The sequence below is a fragment of the Pseudomonas fluorescens Q2-87 genome (genome assembly GCF_000281895.1).
GTDB lineage: Bacteria > Pseudomonadota > Gammaproteobacteria > Pseudomonadales > Pseudomonadaceae > Aquipseudomonas > Aquipseudomonas fluorescens_S.
The window spans coordinates 2,243,038-2,262,783 of the sequence record NZ_CM001558.1; the positions used below are offsets into that span (position 1 = coordinate 2,243,038).

The following is a 19,746-nucleotide window of genomic DNA, read 5'->3' on the forward strand; positions in this document are numbered from 1 at the left end:
TGCCTGTGAAACATTTCTAGAACGCAAACGGAATACTGATCTTGGCCCACAGCATCTCGCCCTCGGTGCGGTTTTCCACGGCGAATTCCTTGGCCCAGCGGATTTCGGCGCTGGCGTACTTGAGGAAGGTCAGGTGCAACGCCGGGCCGATGGCGAAGACCTGGCCGCGCACGCCGTCGTCCACATCCTGCCCGGCGAATTGCACGGTGCGGCCGTACTGTTTGTCGTCGGTGGTCTGCTTGAGGTAATAGCCGTTTAGCCCCAGCCTCAGGTTGTCAGTCACGCGATAGCTGGCGGAATAGTCGAAGTGGAAAATCTGCCCAGAACGGTAGTCGGTGTCCTTGTTCTTGCGGTTGAAACTGTAGGTGGTTTTCATCGACACCTCGGTGTCTTCCGAGGGCAACCAGGTGAAGGAAAACAGCGGCTTGTAGGTATAGAAATTATTGCTCGTGTTGGCCAATCGATCGGTGCTGTATTCGCCGGTCGGCACGGTGATTTCCACTGCTGCGGCCAGGGTCAGGTTCTTGCCCATGTCCCAGAGCACAATGGGCGAAATGGTGGTATCGCCCATGCCCTCGCGGGTGTCGTGCAGGCCGAACACCGAGACTTCCTGCTTGATCCAGGGTTGGGCGATGTAGATCCCCGCCCGCCCGCCGGCCACCCGCAACGGGCTGAGGTAATCGATACGTGGGACCACTGCCGTGGATTCGATTTCCACGTCCGGCAGTTCACCGCCCAACGAGCTGATATTGAATTTCCGGGCTTTGTAATGGTTGTAGTAGAGGTTGAACGCGACCATGTGGTCCGGAAGGCTGTCGACTTCCAGCGGCAACACAAAAAAGCCATCGGTGCCGGGGCCGATGTTGTCGACCCCCGATTCGCTAGCCAATGCGGGCAGGGTACCGGCGCTGGCCAGGGCGAGGGTCAGTTGCAAGACATATCTGCTGCGGATCGGGTTCATGGAGGGGCTCATTATTATTGTTGGAGAGGCACCGAAAGTCCGAGCCATACAAATAAGCCGTTCGCCGCTGCCGGGGCAGGGTAATGGCGGCCACGCAGGGGACTTGCGCGGCCAGATTTTTGTACCCCCTGATCTGCCGGGCCATGCTAACGTTGATGAAACAACCGGTTACAAAAACGCCTCCTAACGTGCTCCGGAACCCGCCCATGCCGATGAAAGTCGTCGATCCCACCTATGAACTGGCGCTGGTGTCGCCGTTTCTGCTGCAAACCCTGGCCGAGGTGGTGACGGACAAGGGCTTCGATGCCGCCAGCTTGTGTCGTGGCGTGGGGTTTGGCCTCGACGATTTGCAGGATCCTGCCCAGCGCATTTCCTACCGCCAGGCGGTGGCCATGATACAGCGGGCGCTCAGGCTGTTGCCCGATCAGGGACTGGGGTTGTGGGTCGGCGACCGTAACGTGCTCGGCACCCTGGGCCTGCTGGGCCACGTTGTGTCGTTATGCGAGACCCTGCGCGATGCCTTCGCCTTGGGCGTGCGTTACCAGCACACCACCGGCGGCATTGCGGTGACCAGCGTCGGAGAAACCACTGACCGAATCATGGTCGAGGCGACCTGCCGCCTGCCTTTTGCCGAGATCCAGATATTTGCGGTGGAGGAGTTTTTCGCCAGCCTCATGGTTTATGGCCGCGCGCTGGCCGGGCCCGACTTCAAGCCCCAGGCCGTGGAGTTCATGCACGCCGCGCCGTCCTATGCCCAGGAATACCTGCGGATATTGGGACCGGATGTGCGTTTTGGTTGCCGGCACAACCGCATGCTGATTGACGCGCACTGGCTGGGCGTGCGCTTGCCCAATCACCACCCGCTGGCTTTGCGCCAGGCATTGGCGTTGCTGGAGCAGGAGGCCACCGAGGTCCACCAGAAGATCGATCTGATCCAGGCCGTGGAGCGGGCGATCGCCCGGGACCTGACCCGTGGCAGCCACATCGAAAAAATCGCCGGCGATCTCAACATGAGCAGCCGCACCCTGCGCCGGCGCCTGACCGAACACAGCCTGACCTTCGAAGCCTTGCTCGAACAAGTACGCCGCAGCCGGACCCTGAACCTGCTGGCCAATCCCGAACTGTCCATCGAGCGCATCACCGAGGAAGTCGGCTACAGCGACGTGCGCAGTTTCCGCCGGGCATTCCGGCGCTGGACCGGAAAGAGCCCCAGCGCCTTTCGCAGCGAGGGCACTGAGGCTCAGCTCTAAGGTTATGTCCAAACGGTATTTCTCAAGCCCCGGGCCGTTTCCCTAAGATCACGTCATAACTCGTTATGACAAGTGAAAGGGTCCATGTCCGACAACGTTCTTTCCCTCAGCAGCGTGCCGCTGCACACCCAGCTACGCGACGTGTTGCGCTCGCGCATTCTCGACGGCCAGTACCCCCAGGGCAGCCAGATGCCCTCCGAAAGCGAGCTTGGCGCGCTGTTTCGCGTCAGCCGCATCACTGTGCGCCAGGCCCTGGGGGATCTGCAAAAAGAAGGGTTGATCTTCAAGATCCACGGCAAGGGCACGTTCGTGGCCAAGCCCAAGACCTTCCAGAACGTCAGCACGCTCCAGGGCCTGGCGGAGTCCATGACCGGCCGTGGCTTCGAGGTGATCAACCGCCTGCACAGTTTCAAGTTCATCGCTGCCGACAAGCTGGTGGCCGAGCGCTTGAAGATCACCGAAGGGGACACGGTGGCGCAGATCAAGCGGGTGCGGCTGATCAACCGAGAACCGATTTCCCTGGAGGTCACCTACCTGCCCAAGGCCCTCGGTGAGCGACTGGAAAAAGCTGACCTGGTGACCCGTGACATTTTCCTGATCCTGGAAAACGACTGCGCCTTGACCTTGGGGCACGCGGACCTGGCCATCGATGCGGTGCTGGCCGACAGCGACCTGACCCAGGCGCTGGAGGTCGAAGCCGGTTCGCCCATCATGCGCATCGAGCGCTTGACCCATGATGCCGACGGCCAGCCGTTGGACTTCGAACACCTCTATTACCGCGGCGATGCCTTCCAGTACCGCTTGCGGATCGACCGACAAAAGGGGACGCAGGCATGACCCACAGCTCCACGACTCGAAGTACCCTCGAACAGGAATACGACATTGTGGTCATCGGTGGCGGCACCGCCGGGCCCATGGCGGCAATCAAGGCCAAGGAGCGCAACCGCGACTTGCGCGTGCTGCTGGTGGACAAGGCCAACGTCAAGCGCAGCGGCGCAATCAGCATGGGCATGGACGGCTTGAACAACGCGATCATCCCCGGCCATTCCACGCCCGAGCAGTACACCAAGGAAATCACTATCGCCAATGACGGCATCGTCAACCAGGCGGCGGTGTACGCCTATGCGACCCATAGCTTCGAGACGATCGAGCAGTTGGACCGGTGGGGCGTGAAGTTCGAGAAGGACGAAACCGGCGACTACGCGGTGAAGAAAGTTCACCACATGGGCGCCTACGTGCTGCCGATGCCGGAAGGGCATGACATCAAGAAAGTCCTGTACCGCCAGTTGAAGCGGGCACGGGTGAGCATCACCAATCGACTGGTCTGCACCCGCTTGCTGACCGACGACGAAGGCGCAGTGAACGGCGTGATGGGCTTCGATTGCCGCACCGCCGACTTTCATGTGATCAAGGCCAAGGCTGTCATCCTCTGCTGCGGCGCGGCGGGGCGCCTGGGCTTGCCGGCCTCTGGCTACCTGATGGGCACTTACGAAAACCCGACCAACGCCGGCGACGGCTATGCCATGGCCTACCACGCTGGTGCCGAACTGGCGAACCTGGAGTGCTTCCAGATCAATCCGTTGATCAAGGATTACAACGGCCCGGCATGCGCCTATGTCACCGGACCACTGGGCGGCTATACCGCCAACAACAAGGGCGAACGCTTCATCGAGTGCGACTACTGGAGCGGCCAGATGATGTGGGAGTTCCATCAGGAACTCGAAGGCGGCAATGGTCCGGTCTTTCTCAAGCTCGATCACCTGGCCGAAGAAACCATCCAGAACATCGAAGAGATCCTGCACAGCAACGAGCGGCCCAGTCGCGGCCAATTCCACGCCAACCGTGGCACCGACTACCGCACGCAAATGGTGGAAATGCACATCTCCGAAATCGGTTTTTGCAGCGGTCATTCGGCATCGGGCGTGTGGGTCAACGAGCGGGCCGAGACATCGGTCAAGGGGCTTTACTCGGCCGGCGACATGGCAGCGGTACCGCACAACTACATGCTCGGGGCGTTCACCTACGGCTGGTTCGCCGGCAACAATGCCGCGGACTTCGTGGCCGGGAAAGATTTTTCAACGCTGGATGCCGGGCAGATCGAACGGGAAAAGGCCCGGGTCTATGCGCCGTTGGACCGCGAGCACGGCCTGCCGCCAGCCCAGGTGGAATACAAGCTGCGGCGCTTCGTCAACGATTACCTGCAACCGCCGAAGGTCACCAAGAAAATGCAGATCGGCCTGCAACGCTTCAGCGATATCCAGCGCGACCTGGACCAGATCAAGGCCCACAACGCTCACGAATTGATGCGCGCCATGGAGGTCAGCATGATTCGCGATTGCGCCGAAATGGCCGCGCGGGCCTCGCTGTTCCGCGCTGAAAGCCGTTGGGGCCTGTACCACTATCGGGTCGATCACCCACAACGCAACGACAGCGACTGGTTCTGCCATTGCCACCTGAAGAAGGGCGACGACGGCGTGATGACCTCGTTCAAGAAAGCTGTCGAGCCCTACATCATCGCCCTCGATGCCGACGAACTGCAGGCCTACGACCGGCTGCGGGTCGGTGCCGACGCGGCGTGAGCCTTCCACCCAGAGAGACCGCCCATGGCCTATCAACCCCAGGAAATTTTTTTCCGCTCCAATGCCCCCGTCACCGTGGACGAGGACAAATGCATCGCCCACAAAGGCTGCACCGTCTGCGTTGACGTCTGCCCCATGGACCTGCTGGCGATCAACCCGGCCACCCAGAAGGCCTACATGGCGTTCGATGAATGCTGGTATTGCATGCCCTGTGAAAAGGACTGCCCGACCGGGGCGGTAAAAGTCGAGATTCCGTACCTGTTGCGCTGACCGCGACACCGCATTCGCGAGCAAGCCCGCTCCCACAAGGGATCGAAGCCAGTCGCAAATCTTATGTACACCGATAAACCTGTGGGAGCCGGGCTTGCCCGCGAATGCGGCCAGTCCTGACACCCAAAAAGCCATCCGGCCGCACCCGGACGCTCTATTCAGAACACCCCTCGTTTCCCACCGTGCCCTGATCACGGCGGAGACGAATATCCAATAAATGATTCGAGGGGACACACCCATGTTATTGCGTGCAGCACTGGCCGGTCTGGTACTGGCTTCATTGACCCTGCCTGCCCAGGCAGAAACCATCCGTATCGCCATCGGCACCCAGGACACCACCATCAACTGCGCCGCCGGCGGGTTGTTGATCCGTGAGCTGGGCCTGTTGGACAAATATTTGCCCCACGACGGCGCCTACAAGGACGTCCAGTACGACGTCCAATGGAAGAACTTCACCAGCGGTGCGCCGCTGACCAACGAGATGGTCGCCGGCAAACTCGACTTTGGCGCCATGGCCGATTTCCCCGGGGCGTTCAACGGCGTGGCGTTTGAAACCGCCGGCAAGCACAGCCTGTTCATCAGCGTGCTGTCGGGCAGCACCCAGGGCAGCGGCAACGGCATCGTAGTGCCCAGTGCGTCGGGCGTGCAGTCGCTGGCCGAGCTCAAGGGCAAGACCATTTCCGTGCCGTTTGCGTCCACCGCCCACGGCATGTTGTTGCGCGCCGTCGCGGCCCAGGGCTGGGACCCGCTCAAGGACGTGAACATCATTGCCCAGCCGCCGGAGGTGGCCGGCTCGGCGTTGCAGGCGGGCAAGATCGATGCCCACGCCGACTTCGTGCCGTTCGCCGAACTGTTCCCCAGCCGGGGCTTCGCCCGCAAGATCTACGACGGTGCCCAGGCCAGCACGCCGACGTTCCATGGCGCGCTGGTGGACCAGGCCTATGCGAAAAAGTACCCGGAGATCGTCGTGGCGTACCTGCGCGCGTCTATCGAGGCCAATCAATTGCTGGCCGCCGAACCTGAGAAGTACAGCGAGCTGATCGCCAAGGTCACCGGAGTGGATGCCGAGGTCAATTACCTGTTCCACGGACCGCTGGGCGTGCAGACCCGAGACCTGACCTGGAAGCCGGAATATCGCCAAGCCGTCGGCACCGCCATCGACACCCTCAAGCTGCTGAAAAAGGCTGATCGTGGCCTGGATCTCAACACCTTCATCGATGACCAGTACATCCGCGCCGCCTTCAAGGCGTCGAACCTGGATTACGCGGCGCAACTGGGCAACTACGCCCAGACGCCCCTCAACACGGCCGACGCCCTGACTGGCAAAGCCATCAGCGATTTCAGCCGTGTGGCCGAGATCTGGGTGCGCGGTGAACCGAAGGTGCGCCATTACGCCTCGGCCCAATCAGCCTTCGCCGCGCTGGCCAGCCTCAAGCAGGAAGGCAAGGGCATCCGCGCTGTCTATGCCCAGGCCAGCGACAGCGGGATCAAGCTGTTGGCCGAACAAGCGTGGTTCGCCAGTGATGCCAAGGGCCAGCTCAGCGCGTTCCTGCTCAAGGGCCAGGCCCAGCAGTTTGCTAGCGCCCAGGGCGGCAAGGTCTTGGACTTTACCGAGGCCACCACCCAGGCGGTCGCCGCCCGCTGACTTGCAAATAACCTGTGGGAGCGGGCTTGCTCGCGAAGGCGTCAGCACATTCGACATCTTTGCAGGCTGACCCACCGCTTTCGCGAGCAAGCCCGCTCCCACAGGGACTCCACACCAGAGGATAAATCAGTGTTCTCAACATCCAAACGCTGGCTCCTGCGAGCCGCTTCATTGCTGCTTTGCCTGCTGTTCTGGCAGCTCGCCGCCAACGGCCACTGGGACCTCGGCCTGGTGACCTTCGCCAACGTACCGACGCCGCTGGCGGTGATCCAGGCTGCGCTCGGCCTGGGGGAGTCCGGCAATCTCGCTCGGCACTTGGGCAGCAGTCTGGGGCGAGTGTTTGCCGGCTATGGCGCGGCGCTGGTACTTGGCGTGGCGCTGGGCGTCGCCATTGGTCGTTCGAAATGGGCCGAAGATTTGCTGTTGCCGCCGTTGGAAGTCCTGCGACCGATCCCAGCAGTGGCCTGGATTCCCCTGGCGATCCTGATGTTTCCCTCCTCGGAACTGTCGATGGTGTTCATCACCTTTACCGGGGCGTTGTTTCCGATCCTGCTCAATACCGTGCACGGCGTCGAAGGCGTGGACCGACGGCTGATCGCCTCGGCGAAAAGCCTCGGTGCCGGACGCCGGGCGATCCTGCTGGAAGTGATCCTGCCGGGTGCCGCGCCGAGCATCATTACCGGCCTGGCCATCGGCATGGGCACGTCGTGGTTCTGTCTGGTGACGGCAGAAATGATCGCCGGCCAATACGGCATCGGCTACTACACCTGGGCGTCCTACACCGTACAGAACTACCCCGACATCGTCGTCGGCATGCTGCTGATCGGCGTGCTGGGCATGGGCAGCAGTTTGTTGATCAAACGCCTGGGCGGGCTGGCCACGCCTTGGCATCGACCGCGAGGAAAAGCCTGATGAGTGCAATGCAAACGTCGGAGGGGCGGATCGATATCCGTCAGTTGTCCATTGTTCTCGGCCAAGGTACCCAAGCCTTCGAAGCCGTCCAGGGCCTCGATTGCCAGATCGAGGCGGGCCAGTTCGTCTGCGTCCTGGGGCCGTCCGGCTGCGGGAAGTCCACGTTGCTCGGCGCCCTGGCCGGGCATCTGCAACCGCGCACCGGCGCCCTGAATGTCGACGGCCTGCCAGTGTCCGGACCTTCGCCCCAGCGGGGCATGGTGTTCCAGCAACACACGTTGTTTCCCTGGCGTAGCGTGCGCGACAACGTCGCCTTCGGCCTGAAGATGCGTGGCCTGGGCAAGGCCGAGCGGCACCGGGCCGCCGATGAAATCCTTGCCCTGGTGGGCCTTGAAGGGTTTGCCGGGCACTGGCCGGATCAGCTCTCGGGGGGCATGCAGCAACGGGTGGAAATCGCCCGGGTGTTGGTCAATCGGCCACGGCTGTTGTTGATGGATGAACCCTTCGGCGCGCTGGATGCGTTGACCCGGTTGAACATGCAGGAACTGCTGCTGGATATCTGGACGCGCATCCGCACCACCGTGGTGTTCGTGACCCACGATATCGATGAGGCGCTGTTCCTGGCCGATCGCTTGCTGGTGATGAGCCCGCGCCCCGGACGAATCATCGAGGACCTGCGCCTGGATTTCCCCCGACCACGCACGACCGAGCTGGTCACCCGCCCTGAATTCGCCCGTTTGAAGCGCCACTGCCTCGAGCTGCTGCGCCATGAAGAAGGCCGGCAACTGCCGCGCCTCAATCCTCTCGGGCTTCCCTCTGAAACCTCCTTGCCGCGATTTGCCCTATGACCTCTCTATTCGAAGACACCGACAACGACGACATCCTCACCCTGCAACCGCGTCTCACCGACGAGGACCCGGGCGTGCGCCGCATCGCCCTGATCGAACTGGCCGACCTTGAAGAGCCCGAAGGCCTGCTGTGGTTGGTCGATCGCCTGGCCCAGGACCCCAGCGCCGAAGTGCGGGCCGAAGCCGCGCGATTATTGGAAGCCTGGGAAGACGCCCCGGTGGTCGCGGCGCTGTGCCAGGCCCTGACCGATCCGTGCGCGACCGTGCAGGCCGCCGCCGCCCAGAGCCTGAGCCTGCTCAAGAGCGAAGCGGCGGGGAGGGTGATCCTGCCTTGGGCCGTCCATGGGGATGTCAGTGTGCGCGTCGCGGCGTTCAGGGCTTTGCGCGAGTTGCGTCTGGCCGACGCCGCGCCGGCAGCCATCGCCGCCCTGGCCGATGGCGATGCCAGCGTACGCCGCGAAGCGGTCGGCGTACTGGGCTGGCTCAAGCACCTCGACGCCTTGCCGGCCCTGGCCCGGCTTGCCAGTGACGACCCGGACAGCGACGTGCGCCGCGCCGCCACCGGCGCCCTCGGCCTGGCCTCGGATGCGCAAGTCTTGCCGGCCCTGCGCCAGGCGTTGCAGGACCCGGCCTGGGCGGTGCGCGAAGAAGCCGCCACGACCTTGGGCAAGGTCGGCCACGCCGATGCCGGCCCGGCGCTGATCGACGCGCTGGGCGACGATTATTGGCAAGTGCGCCTGCGTGCCACCCGCAGCCTCGGCCGCTTGCGCTACGCCCCGGCGTTGCCGGCCCTGATCGAAACCCTGGACCATCGCATCAGCAACTTGCGCAAAGAAGCGGCCCTGGCCTTGGGCGAGTTGGCTGATCCCAACGCGATCCCGGCCTTGCAGGCAGCCCAGGACGACGGCGATCCCGAAGTGCGCAAAGCCGTGCGCATTGCCTTGGGCCAACTGCAATGAATCCCCTGGCGATTGGCAATTCCAAGGGCAAAGGGCAATTGAAGCTCGACTGGCCCGACGGCCGCGAACAACACCTGGACCACGCGGCACTGCGCCGCCACTGCCCATGCTCACAATGCCGGGCGTTTCGCCTGAAAGGGCTGACGGTCCAGGTCGACCCACGGATCCGAGTGGTTGAGGTCAATGCCCAGGGATATGGAGTGCAATTGGTCTTCAGTGACGGGCACGAGCGCGGGATTTATCCATGGGCGTACCTGGCGGAGCTTGAAAACTGACACACCGTTATCGCGAGCAAGCTCGCTCTCATAATTGAATCGGGGTACGGCCGGAGAGACAGGCCGGCTATAAGGCCGCCTCGCCGGCTTTTGACCTGGGGGCCCCGTTGACCACGCTGGCCGAACGCAGGCATTGCGCAGTGGGCATCCCGGCATGGATGCCGGGATAGCCGCGCTGGGTCATGGATGACCCTTCGCGGCGGGCCCACGGAGCAATGCCGGAGAGAGGGCACACCGAGCCTAGGCGAGGTGCCTAGTGGTGGGGCAAGCCTTTTTTGCTTACTTTTTTTGGCGTCTGAAAAAAAGTGAGTCGCCGTAAGGGCGAAACCCTAAGTTGCCGTTACCGCAAAAATGGATATGTACTCAGTCCTAAATAACCTAGCCAGATGCCAGCCCTCCATGGCGAGCAAGCGAACACGTGAATTTGTGAGCACAGGAAGAAATGTGGAAGCGAGCTTGCTCGCGATGGCGGCAATCCAGGCGACCTGTCGAACTGACTGGCGGCGCTTGTCAGAGAAACCCCGAAAGAGTACAAATGTACTCCATGACGACTCTCACCCCCCGCCGCACCGCCATCCTGACCTTCATCCGCGAACGCATCGCCGAGCAGGGCCAGTCTCCCAGCCTCGCTGAAATCAGCGAGGCGTTCGGTTTCGCCTCCCGTAGCGTGGCGCGCAAACACGTGCTGGCACTCACCGAAGCCGGTTTCATCGAGGTCAACCCGCACCAGGCCCGGGGTATCCGCTTGCTGAACCAACCGCCGCGTCCCGAGCTCCTGGACGTGCCGGTGCTGGGGCGAGTGGCCGCCGGACGGCCGATCAGCGCCGATGCCGAGGTCCACAGCCGCCTGATGCTGGACCCGGCGATGTTCACCAGGGCGCCGGATTACCTGTTGCGCGTGCAAGGCGACTCGATGATCGAAGATGGCATTCTCGACGGGGACCTGGTGGGCGTGCAGCGCACACCGCAAGCCTCCAACGGCCAGATTGTCGTGGCGCGCCTGGACGGCGAAGTCACCATCAAGCGCTTCGAACGCATCGGCGAGCGGGTGCGTCTGCTGCCGCGCAACCCGGCCTACCAGCCGATCATCGTCGAAGCCGACCAGGACCTGGCCATTGAAGGCGTGTTCTGTGGCTTGTTGAGGCAAGGCTGATGGGCGCTGTCGTTGCATTGGACACGCTGTTCAACGGCGGTCAGGTCTGGAAGGGCCGGCCTGCGCCGCCGGCCGCCAGCCCGCAACCCACCGGTCATGCTGCACTGGACGCGGCGCTGCCCAGCGGCGGCTGGCCGGAAGCGGCCTTGACGGAGTTGCTCATCGCCGCGCCGGGCGTGGGCGAGTTGCAATTGGTATGGCCTACCCTGGCGCGACTGTCGGCAGCAGGGGAGCGGATCGTGCTGGTGGCACCGCCGTTCGTGCCCTATCCCCAGGCCTGGCAGAGCGCCGGCATCGATTTGCGTCAGTTGTCAGTGATCCGCGCCGATGAGCGCGATGCCCTGTGGGCCACCGAGCAATGCTTGCGTTCGGGCAGTTGCGGCGCGGTGCTGTGCTGGCCCCGTCAGGCGGATGACCGGGCCATGCGGCGGCTGCAAGTGGCGGCTGAAACCGGCCAGACCCTGGCGTTCGCCTGGCGCTCGATCCAGGAGGCCATCAACCCGTCGCCGGCGGCCCTGCGCATTGCCATCGATACGCGACCGGCGCAATTGCGCGTGCTCAAGTGCCGGGGCGGACTGGCCCGTTCGGCGCCGATTGCCTTTGCCTCGCTCATCACACAGACAGGGCACTGAGGTTGCGATGCGCTGGGTCTGTATTCTCTTCCCGCAATTGGCGCTGGACGCCGCGCTGCGCCAGCGCCCCGATCCAGACGAACCCCTGGCGCTGCTGACCGGCCCGGCCCAGCGTCGGGTACTGCAAGCGGTGAATGCGCAGGCAAGGGCCCTGGGCTTGCGTCCCGGCCAGACCATGACGGCTGCCCAGGCCCTGAGCAAGGGGTTCGCCACGGCCGAATACGACGCGACGCAGATCGAGCACTGGCAACAGTTCCTGGCGGCCTGGGCCTACCGTTTCAGCTCCCAGGTCAGCGTGCATTATCCGCGCACGGTGCTGTTCGAGATCGAGTCGAGCCTGGGCCTGTTCGGGCCCTGGCCGGTGTTCGAAGCGCGGTTGCGGGCCGAGCTGACTGAACTGGGATTTCGGCACCGCATCGTCGCCGCACCGAACCCGGTGGCGGCGCGGGTGTTGGCCAATGCCTATGACGCCTTGGTGGTGCCCGACAGCGAGGCCTTGCAGGCGTGCCTGGGACAGATGCCGGTGGACCGCATCGGCCTGGAACCCGACGCCGCCCTGGCTTTGTCGCGCATGGGCCTGCGCCGCCTGGACCAGGTCCAGGCCTTGCCCCGAAACACCTTGGCACGACGCTTCGAAGCCCAGGTACTCAAGCACCTCGATGCGCTGGTGGGCAGCCGCACCCTGGCGCTGTCGTTCTATTTACCGCCGGACCGTTTCGATGTGCGCATCGAACTCAACTACGACGTCCAGTCCCACCAGGCGCTGCTGTTCCCGTTGCGGCGATTGACCGGTGACCTGGCGGCCTTTCTATGCGGCCGCGACAGCGGCGTGCAGCGTTTTGACTTGCATCTGGAGCACGCCGGCTTGCCGGATACGCTGATCAAGGTCGGCCTGCTCAGCGCCGAGCGGGATCCTTCGATGCTCTTCGAACTGGCCCGGGGCCGATTGGAGCAAGTCCAGGTCGAAGCCCCTGTGCGCGGCTTTCGCTTGTGTGCCGAAGACCTGCCGAGTTTCGTGCCCCAGCGCCTGGAACTGTTCGACGAACGTCCCCAACAATCCTTGCCCTGGGAACAACTGCGCGAACGGTTGCGGGCCCGGCTGGGGGACGAAGCGGTGCAGGGGCTGGGGTTTCGTGACGATCATCGGCCTGAATGCGCTTGGCAAATGATCCCTCAGCTTCGCCCCCAAGTCTGTCCGGTGCGCGAGGGCGTACAGCGTCCCGGCTGGCTGCTCGACGAACCCCAGGCATTGCCGCCAGGCCAGGCGCATATCTTCATGGGCCCGGAGCGCATCGAGACCGGCTGGTGGGATGGCGCCGATGTGCGTCGCGATTATTACCTGATCGAAACCCGCACTGGGCAACGTGGCTGGGCCTATCGCACGGTGGGCGAAGACGGGCCGCTGTGGCTGCAAGGGTGGTTCGCATGAGCGTTGAGTATGCCGAGCTGCATTGCTTGTCGAACTTCAGCTTCCAGCGCGGCGCCTCCAGTGCCCTGGAACTCTGCCGTCGGGCCAAGGAGCAGGGCTATCAGGCCCTGGCGATTACCGACGAATGCACCCTGGCCGGGATCGTCCGGGCCTGGCAGGCGGCCAAGGAACTGGACCTGCACCTGATCGTCGGCAGCGAGATCCAGGTCGAAAACGGTCCGAAACTGGTGTTGCTGGTGGAAAACCTGGAAGGCTATCAAGCCTTGTGCCGGTTGATCACCCGCGCCCGGCGCCGCAGCGAGAAGGGCCGCTATCGCATTGTGCGCGAGGATTTCGATGAGCCCCTGCCAGGATTACTGGCGCTGTGGGTGCCTGATAGCAAGGATGGCGAGGTGCAGGGCCATTGGCTCCAGTCGATCTTCGCAGGGCGCCTGTGGCTGGCGGTCCAGTTGCATTGCGGGCAGGACGACCGCCGTCGGTTGGCGGATTTGCTGGCCCTGGCTGAACGCCTGAATCTTCCTGCCGTGGCCAGTGGTGATGTGCACATGCACGTGCGTGGTCGTCGTGCCTTGCAGGACACCATGACCGCCATCCGGCACCACGTCACGGTCGCCGAGGCCGGGCAACGCCTGCACCCCAACGGCGAACGCCATTTGCGCAGCCGCAAGGATCTGGCCGATCTCTACCCTCGCGCCTTGCTCGACGAGACACTGGACATCGCCCAGCGTTGCACCTTCGATCTCAGCCAACTGCGTTATCAATACCCCCGCGAGCTGGTGCCGGAAGGTCATGACTCGACGTCCTGGCTGCGGGAATTGACTGAGCGCGGAATGCGTAGGCGGTGGGAAGCGGGGGTGGAAGACAAGGTCCGCACACAGATCGACACTGAGTTGAAATTGATCGCCGAGCTGGGCTACGACAGTTATTTCCTCACCGTGCAGGACATCGTCAGCTTCGCTCGCGAGCGGCATATTCTCTGCCAGGGGCGCGGTTCGGCGGCTAATTCGGCGGTGTGCTACGCCTTGGGCATCACCGAAATCGACCCCAGTCATACCAAGATGCTGTTCGAACGATTCCTGTCCCGGGAGCGCAACGAGCCGCCGGACATCGATGTCGATTTCGAACATGAGCGTCGTGAAGAAGTCTTGCAGTACGTGTTCCAGCGCTACGGCCGTCATCGTGCGGCGCTCACGGCGGTGGTCAGCAGCTACCACGGCGCCGGGGCGGTGCGCGACGTCGCCAAGGCCCTGGGCCTGCCGCCGGACCAGGTCAATGCGCTGGCCGATTGCTGTGGACGCTGGAGCGATGAAGCTCCGCCGGTAGACCGCTTGCGTGAGGGAGGCTTCGACCCGGACAGCCCGGTGTTGCGTCGGGTGCTGGGCCTGACTGGGCAACTGATCGGCTTCCCTCGGCACTTGTCCCAGCACCCTGGCGGCTTCGTGATATCCGAACAACCCCTGGACACCTTGGTACCGGTGGAAAACGCGGCGATGGCCGAGCGCACCATCATCCAGTGGGACAAGGACGATCTGGACGCGGTCGGCCTGCTCAAGGTGGACATTCTGGCCCTGGGCATGCTCAGCGCGATTCGTCGTTGTTTCGACCTGATCGCGCAATACCGGGGCGAGCGCCATACCCTGGCGTCGCTGGCCAAGGACGATCAGGCCACATTCCAGATGATCAGTCGCGCCGACACCATCGGCGTCTTCCAGATCGAGTCCCGGGCGCAGATGGCGATGTTGCCCCGGCTCAAGCCCAAGGATTATTACGACCTGGTGATCGAAGTGGCGATCGTGCGGCCAGGCCCGATTCAGGGTGGGATGGTGCATCCCTACTTGCGTCGACGAAATGGCGAGGAGGCCATCACTTTTCCTTCGCCGGAATTGAAAGAGGTCCTGGGACGCACCTTGGGCATTCCGTTGTTCCAGGAACAAGTCATGCAGATCGCCATCGTCGCCGCCGATTACACTCCCGGTGAAGCCGACCAACTGCGCCGCTCCATGGCCGCCTGGAAACGCCATGGCGGGTTGGAGCCCCATCGAGAACGCCTGGCAGCGGGGATGAAGAAAAACGGCTACACCCCCGAATTCGCCGCGCAGATCTTCGAACAGATCAAGGGCTTCGGCAATTACGGCTTTCCCGAGTCTCACGCTGCCAGTTTCGCCTTGCTGACCTACGCCAGCAGCTGGCTTAAATGCCACGAACCGGCGGCATTCGCCTGTGCCCTGATCAACAGCTGGCCGATGGGGTTCTACAGCCCGGACCAGATTCTCCAGGATGCCCGCCGGCATCAACTGCAGATCCGCCCGGTGGACGTGCGCGCCAGTGACTGGGATTGCAGCCTTGAACCCATGGAAGGCCAGCAGCCGGCGATCCGAATGGGGCTGCGCCTGGTCAAGGGCTTTCGCCAAGAGGATGCCCGCCGTATCGAAACAGCCCGTCGGCAGCGGGCATTCTGTGACGTGGCCGACCTGGGCGAACGCGCGCAACTCGATGCCCGGGCGCAGGCGCAACTGGCCGATGCTGGAGCCCTGCGCGGCCTGGCCGGTGATCGCCATCGTGCGCGCTGGGAAGTGGCCGGGGTGCAGAAGCAGCTGGGCCTGTTCGCCGGATTGCCTAGCCAGGAAGAACCGCCCGTGGAGCTGCCGACACCGACGGTAGGGGAGAACCTGTTTGCCGATTACGCCACGCTTGGCACGACATTGGGGCCTCATCCGCTGGCCTTGCTGCGTCCCGAGCTGCGCGCGCGACGCTGCCGCAGCTCAAGGGAATTGCAGGCTGTGGAACATGGCCGCAACGTCAGCGTCGCCGGGCTGGTCACCGGACGCCAGCGCCCAGGCACAGCCAGCGGCGTGACCTTCGTCACCCTGGAAGATGAATTCGGCAACCTCAACGTGGTGGTTTGGCGCGACCTGGCCGAACGTCAGCGAAAGATCCTGGTGGGCTCGCAATTGCTGCGGGTCGACGGACGCTGGGAAAGCGTCGGCGAGGTCCGCCATCTGATCGCCGGACGCTTGAGCGACCTGACGGAGTTGCTGGCGGGTATCCAGGTGCATAGCCGCGATTTCCGTTGAAGCCTGTTGTTGTGCTGCGGACTTTTGGACCTGGGCAGGGAAGAATCCCTTGCTGGGACAGTGCCCGGATCGACCGCCATGAAACCAAACGCCAACCCCGCGCTCGAAGCTCTGGGCGCAAGGGACTTGTGATGTGTCAACTCCCAGCAGGTATTTGAGGTTCAGAATCTAGCCATGCAGTTTCTATCCCAGAATCACGGGTGCTCCGGGTGGGGTGCAGAAATGGCCGGGCGTATCCGGGCGTTCGATTGGAGCCAGACCGAACTGGGCCCTATCGAGCATTGGACCGCCAGCCTGCGCAGCGCCGTGCAGGTGTTGTTGGCTTCGCCCTTGCCGATGGTGATGTTATGGGGCCGCCAGGGCTTCATGATCTATAACGATGCCTACGCCGAGTTCGCCGGTGGCCGTCATCCCTATCTGCTGGGGCGAGCGGTGGAGCTGGGCTGGCCGGAAGTCGCCGAATTCAATCGCCACGTGCTCGACGTCTGCCTGGCCGGCGGCACCTTGTCCTATCGCAGTAAAGAACTGGTCCTGCTGCGTGATGGCAAGCCGGAAAATGTCTGGATGGACCTTTACTACAGCCCGGTACCGGACGATGACCAAACCCCGGCGGGCGTGTTGGCGATCGTAGTGGAAACCACCGAACATGTATTGACCGAGCGGGCGCGGCAGCAGGCCGAGCGCAGTTACCGCGCGGTCAATGAGCGCATCCAGCTGGCGCTTTCGGCCGGGCCGCTGCTGGGGTCTTTCGTCTGGGATGTCCAAGCCGACACGCTGTCTGGCGACGAGCGTTTCGCCCGTACTTTCAACTACCCGCCCAGTTGCCCGCTGGACGCTTTACCCATCGAGATCGCACGCCAGAGCATTCATCCGGACGACCTTGAGGAGGTTAGCCAGAAGACCGAACTGACGTTGCGCACGGGCACGCCTTACAGCGTCGAGTATCGGGTGCGTCGCTCCGATGGTGATTACCTGTGGGTGCAGGCCAGCGGTCGATGCGAATTCGACGCGACCGGCAGGCCCCTGCGTTTCCCGGGCGTGCTGATCGACATCAACGAGCGCAAGACCGCCGAAGCCTCGCTGCTCAAGTTCACGCGGGATCTGGAGCAGCGCGTCGCCGAAGAAGTGCAGGCGCGGTTGACGGCAGAAGAACAGTTGCGCCAGTCGCAAAAACTCGAAGCCATTGGTGGCCTGACCGGCGGCGTGGCCCACGACTTCAACAACCTGCTGCAAGTCATCGCCGGCAACCTGCACCTGCTGGCCCGCCATGAGTCGGACAACGCTAACGTGCAGCGACGGGTAAGCGCTTCCATCGAAGCCGTGGAGCGGGGCGCTAGATTGTCATCGCAACTGCTGGCTTTTGCCCGGCGCCAGCCGTTGTCTCCGGCGATCTACAACCCGCGGCGCATTTACGATGGCATGGGTGAGTTGTTACAGCGGGCCCTGGGCGAAACCATCCGGATTGACGTGACTTTGCCTGAGGAACCCTGGTGCATCCACGTCGATCGCAATCAGCTGGAAAACGCCCTGCTGAACCTGGCGATCAATGCCCGCGATGCCATGGGCGGCGAGGGCAACATCGACATGATCGGCGAGAACATCGCGCTCGATGAGGCCGCCTGTGCCGGCAAAGGCATCCCGGCGGGCGACTACGTGCGATTGTCGGTAATCGATCGCGGCGCAGGCATGCCGCCGGACGTCTTGAACCAAGTGTTCGAGCCATTCTTCACCACCAAGACCGACGGCCAGGGCACTGGGCTTGGCTTGAGCATGGTGTTCGGGTTCGTCAAGCAGAGCGGCGGTCATATCGAGATTGCCAGCACCCTGGGCGAGGGAACCCGGGCGCAGATGTATTTTCCCCGCAGCTTGCAACCTGAAACCACAGAACAGGTACCACACGACTCGCTCGAGCCTGGGGGGCAAGAGACGATCCTGGTGGTGGAAGACAATGACGAGGTGCGCAGCGCGTCGGTGGAATTGCTGGAGCAGGCCGGATATCGGACCCTGACCGCCGTCAATGCCGATGCGGCGATGAAGCTGCTGCTTGAAGGCGCCTCGGTGGACCTGATCTTCACCGACGTGGTCATGCCCGGCCTGATCAAGAGTTCCGACCTGGCCGCCTGGGCCAAGGTGCAGAACCCGCCGGTCCCGGTATTGTTCACCTCAGGGCACACCCGCGACATCATTTCCCGGAACCACCAGTTGAGCCCCGACACTCATTTGCTGAGCAAGCCCTACGGTCCGGATGCCCTGACCCGAATGGTGCGCAGCGTCCTGGGCAGTTGATCGCGGCGACCTAAACAAATGGAACCGAAGCCATTGTGTCCCCTTCGAATGGCTATGGCCGATTCACATGCGGCCCTGTCATGAACGAGGTGCCTATGAACGACGAACCTGCAACCACGCAGCAACAAGGACAGACGCAAACGTCGTCCCCGCGCAACGATCCGGCCATCGACCCACAGGTTCCGGCCGGCTCACCCAATACCCCCGTCAGCCCCACCGAGGGAGGCCAGGCCCAGAGCGCGACCCCGGAGGTCGATCAGAAAAAACACCATCAGGACAATGACAACACCTTCAGCCCCGGCTTCAAGCCTGACCCGGACCGGCCGAAATCCGATGACAACACTGATGCCGATATTGATACCGATGGTGGCTAGCCAACGAAAAAGCCCGACTTCACAGCCGGGCTTTTTTTTGACACGCTCAGGCGTGGATCACACCTTGACGATCCAACCCGCCGGCGCTTCCACGTCGCCGGTCTGCACGCCGGTCAGCTCCTTGTAGAGCTTCTGGGTGATCGGGCCGACTTCGGTTTCGCTGTGGAACACGTGCAGCTTGTCCTTGTAGCTGATGCCGCCAATCGGAGTGATGACCGCAGCGGTACCGCAGGCACCGGCTTCCTTGAAGTCCGACAGCTTGTCGATAAGCACGTCGCCTTCGATCACTTCCAGGCCCAGGCGCGATTTGGCCAGTTCGATCAGCGACAGGCGGGTGATGCCCGGCAGGACCGAAGGGGAGTTGGGGGTGACGAATTTGTTGTCGTGGGTGATGCCGAAGAAGTTCGCCGAGCCGACTTCTTCGATTTTCGAATGGGTCAGCGGATCGAGGTAGATGCAGTCGGCGAAGCTGGCTTTCTTGGCCTGGGAGCCGGGCATCAGGCTGGCGGCGTAGTTGCCACCGACCTTGGCCGCGCCGGTGCCTTGTGGGGCGGCACGGTCGAAGCTGGAAATCAGGAAGTTATGCGGGGTCAGGCCGCCCTTGAAGTAGGCGCCGACCGGGATGCAGAAGATCGAGAAGATGAACTCCGGCGCGGTGCGCACGCCGATGTTGTCACCCACGCCGATCACGAACGGACGCAGGTACAGCGCGCCGCCGGTGCCGTAAGGCGGGATGAAGCGCTCGTTGGCGCGGACCACTTGCTTGCAGGCTTCGACGAACTGCTCGGTCTCGACGAATGGCATCAGCAGGCGGGCGCAGCTGCGCTGCATGCGGGCGGCGTTCTGGTCCGGGCGGAACAGGTTGATCGAACCGTCCTTGCAGCGATAGGCCTTCAAGCCTTCGAAGCATTGCTGGCCATAGTGCAGCGCCGTGGAGCCTTCGCTGATGTGCAACACATTGTCGTCGGTCAGGGTGCCGGCGTCCCAGGCGCCATCGCGCCAGTGCGACAGGTAGCGTTTGTCGGTCTTGATGTAGTCAAAGCCCAGTTTGTCCCAATTGATGCTCTCGTTACCCATGACACCCTCTATTTCTTAACAA

The 19,746-nt window shown here is 63.1% G+C and carries 17 protein-coding genes; 15 read left to right on the forward strand and 2 right to left on the reverse strand.

Annotation, left to right across the window (positions count from 1 at the left end; genetic code table 11):
* Positions 1–16: 16 nt before the first annotated feature.
* Complete coding sequence (locus PFLQ2_RS17465; RefSeq protein WP_003180407.1) at positions 17–961, reverse strand: SphA family protein; 945 nt, start codon at positions 959–961, stop codon at positions 17–19.
* 206 nt (positions 962–1,167) lie between these two features.
* Between PFLQ2_RS17465 and PFLQ2_RS17460 the strand changes: the two genes are divergently transcribed.
* From PFLQ2_RS17460 to PFLQ2_RS17390, 15 genes are all read left to right on the forward strand, one after another.
* Positions 1,168–2,211 carry an AraC family transcriptional regulator gene (locus PFLQ2_RS17460; protein ID WP_003180409.1) on the forward strand — a complete coding sequence of 348 codons (1,044 nt, stop codon included), beginning with the start codon at positions 1,168–1,170 and terminating at the stop codon, positions 2,209–2,211.
* 84 nt (positions 2,212–2,295) lie between these two features.
* A complete protein-coding gene (locus PFLQ2_RS17455; RefSeq protein ID WP_003180411.1) occupies positions 2,296–3,048 on the forward strand; it encodes a GntR family transcriptional regulator in 753 nt (250 codons plus the stop codon).
* Complete coding sequence (locus PFLQ2_RS17450; protein WP_003180414.1) at positions 3,045–4,790, forward strand: fumarate reductase/succinate dehydrogenase flavoprotein subunit; 1,746 nt, start codon at positions 3,045–3,047, stop codon at positions 4,788–4,790. The genes PFLQ2_RS17455 and PFLQ2_RS17450 overlap by 4 nt, the downstream gene beginning before the upstream one ends.
* Positions 4,791–4,814: 24 nt before the next feature.
* Entirely contained in the window at positions 4,815–5,060 is a 246-nt protein-coding gene (locus PFLQ2_RS17445; RefSeq protein ID WP_003180418.1) for a 4Fe-4S dicluster domain-containing protein, read from the forward strand.
* Positions 5,061–5,298: 238 nt separating this feature from the next.
* Positions 5,299–6,705: an ABC transporter substrate-binding protein gene (locus tag PFLQ2_RS17440; protein ID WP_003180419.1), complete on the forward strand. Its 1,407-nt coding sequence runs from the start codon at positions 5,299–5,301 to the stop codon at positions 6,703–6,705.
* Positions 6,706–6,834: 129 nt separating this feature from the next.
* Positions 6,835–7,617: an ABC transporter permease gene (locus PFLQ2_RS17435; RefSeq protein WP_003180421.1), complete on the forward strand. Its 783-nt coding sequence runs from the start codon at positions 6,835–6,837 to the stop codon at positions 7,615–7,617.
* On the forward strand, positions 7,617–8,465 hold the full coding sequence (locus PFLQ2_RS17430) for an ABC transporter ATP-binding protein (protein WP_003180423.1): 849 nt from the start codon (positions 7,617–7,619) through the stop codon (positions 8,463–8,465). Before PFLQ2_RS17435 ends, PFLQ2_RS17430 begins: the two co-directional genes overlap by 1 nt.
* A complete protein-coding gene (locus tag PFLQ2_RS17425; protein WP_003180425.1) occupies positions 8,462–9,424 on the forward strand; it encodes a HEAT repeat domain-containing protein in 963 nt (320 codons plus the stop codon). The genes PFLQ2_RS17430 and PFLQ2_RS17425 overlap by 4 nt, the downstream gene beginning before the upstream one ends.
* Positions 9,421–9,699 carry a DUF971 domain-containing protein gene (locus tag PFLQ2_RS17420; protein WP_003180428.1) on the forward strand — a complete coding sequence of 93 codons (279 nt, stop codon included), beginning with the start codon at positions 9,421–9,423 and terminating at the stop codon, positions 9,697–9,699. The genes PFLQ2_RS17425 and PFLQ2_RS17420 overlap by 4 nt, the downstream gene beginning before the upstream one ends.
* Before the next feature lie 535 nt (positions 9,700–10,234).
* Positions 10,235–10,852: a transcriptional repressor LexA gene (gene lexA, locus PFLQ2_RS17415; RefSeq protein ID WP_033045973.1), complete on the forward strand. Its 618-nt coding sequence runs from the start codon at positions 10,235–10,237 to the stop codon at positions 10,850–10,852.
* Positions 10,852–11,484: a translesion DNA synthesis-associated protein ImuA gene (gene imuA, locus PFLQ2_RS17410; protein ID WP_003180432.1), complete on the forward strand. Its 633-nt coding sequence runs from the start codon at positions 10,852–10,854 to the stop codon at positions 11,482–11,484. Before lexA ends, imuA begins: the two co-directional genes overlap by 1 nt.
* 7 nt (positions 11,485–11,491) lie before the next feature.
* Positions 11,492–12,913 (forward strand): Y-family DNA polymerase, encoded by a 1,422-nt coding sequence (locus tag PFLQ2_RS17405; protein WP_003180434.1) that lies wholly within the window; start codon positions 11,492–11,494, stop codon positions 12,911–12,913.
* Positions 12,910–15,987: an error-prone DNA polymerase gene (locus tag PFLQ2_RS17400; protein ID WP_003180436.1), complete on the forward strand. Its 3,078-nt coding sequence runs from the start codon at positions 12,910–12,912 to the stop codon at positions 15,985–15,987. The genes PFLQ2_RS17405 and PFLQ2_RS17400 overlap by 4 nt, the downstream gene beginning before the upstream one ends.
* 174 nt (positions 15,988–16,161) lie before the next feature.
* Positions 16,162–18,273 (forward strand): hybrid sensor histidine kinase/response regulator, encoded by a 2,112-nt coding sequence (locus PFLQ2_RS17395; RefSeq protein WP_003180438.1) that lies wholly within the window; start codon positions 16,162–16,164, stop codon positions 18,271–18,273.
* 95 nt (positions 18,274–18,368) lie between these two features.
* Positions 18,369–18,647, forward strand: coding sequence for a hypothetical protein (locus PFLQ2_RS17390; protein ID WP_003180440.1), 279 nt, complete (start codon positions 18,369–18,371; stop codon positions 18,645–18,647).
* A 57-nt stretch (positions 18,648–18,704) separates the two neighbouring features.
* On the opposite strand, the gene PFLQ2_RS17385 is transcribed toward PFLQ2_RS17390, so the two are convergent.
* Positions 18,705–19,724 (reverse strand): branched-chain amino acid aminotransferase, encoded by a 1,020-nt coding sequence (locus tag PFLQ2_RS17385; RefSeq protein ID WP_003180442.1) that lies wholly within the window; start codon positions 19,722–19,724, stop codon positions 18,705–18,707.
* Positions 19,725–19,746: the final 22 nt, after the last annotated feature.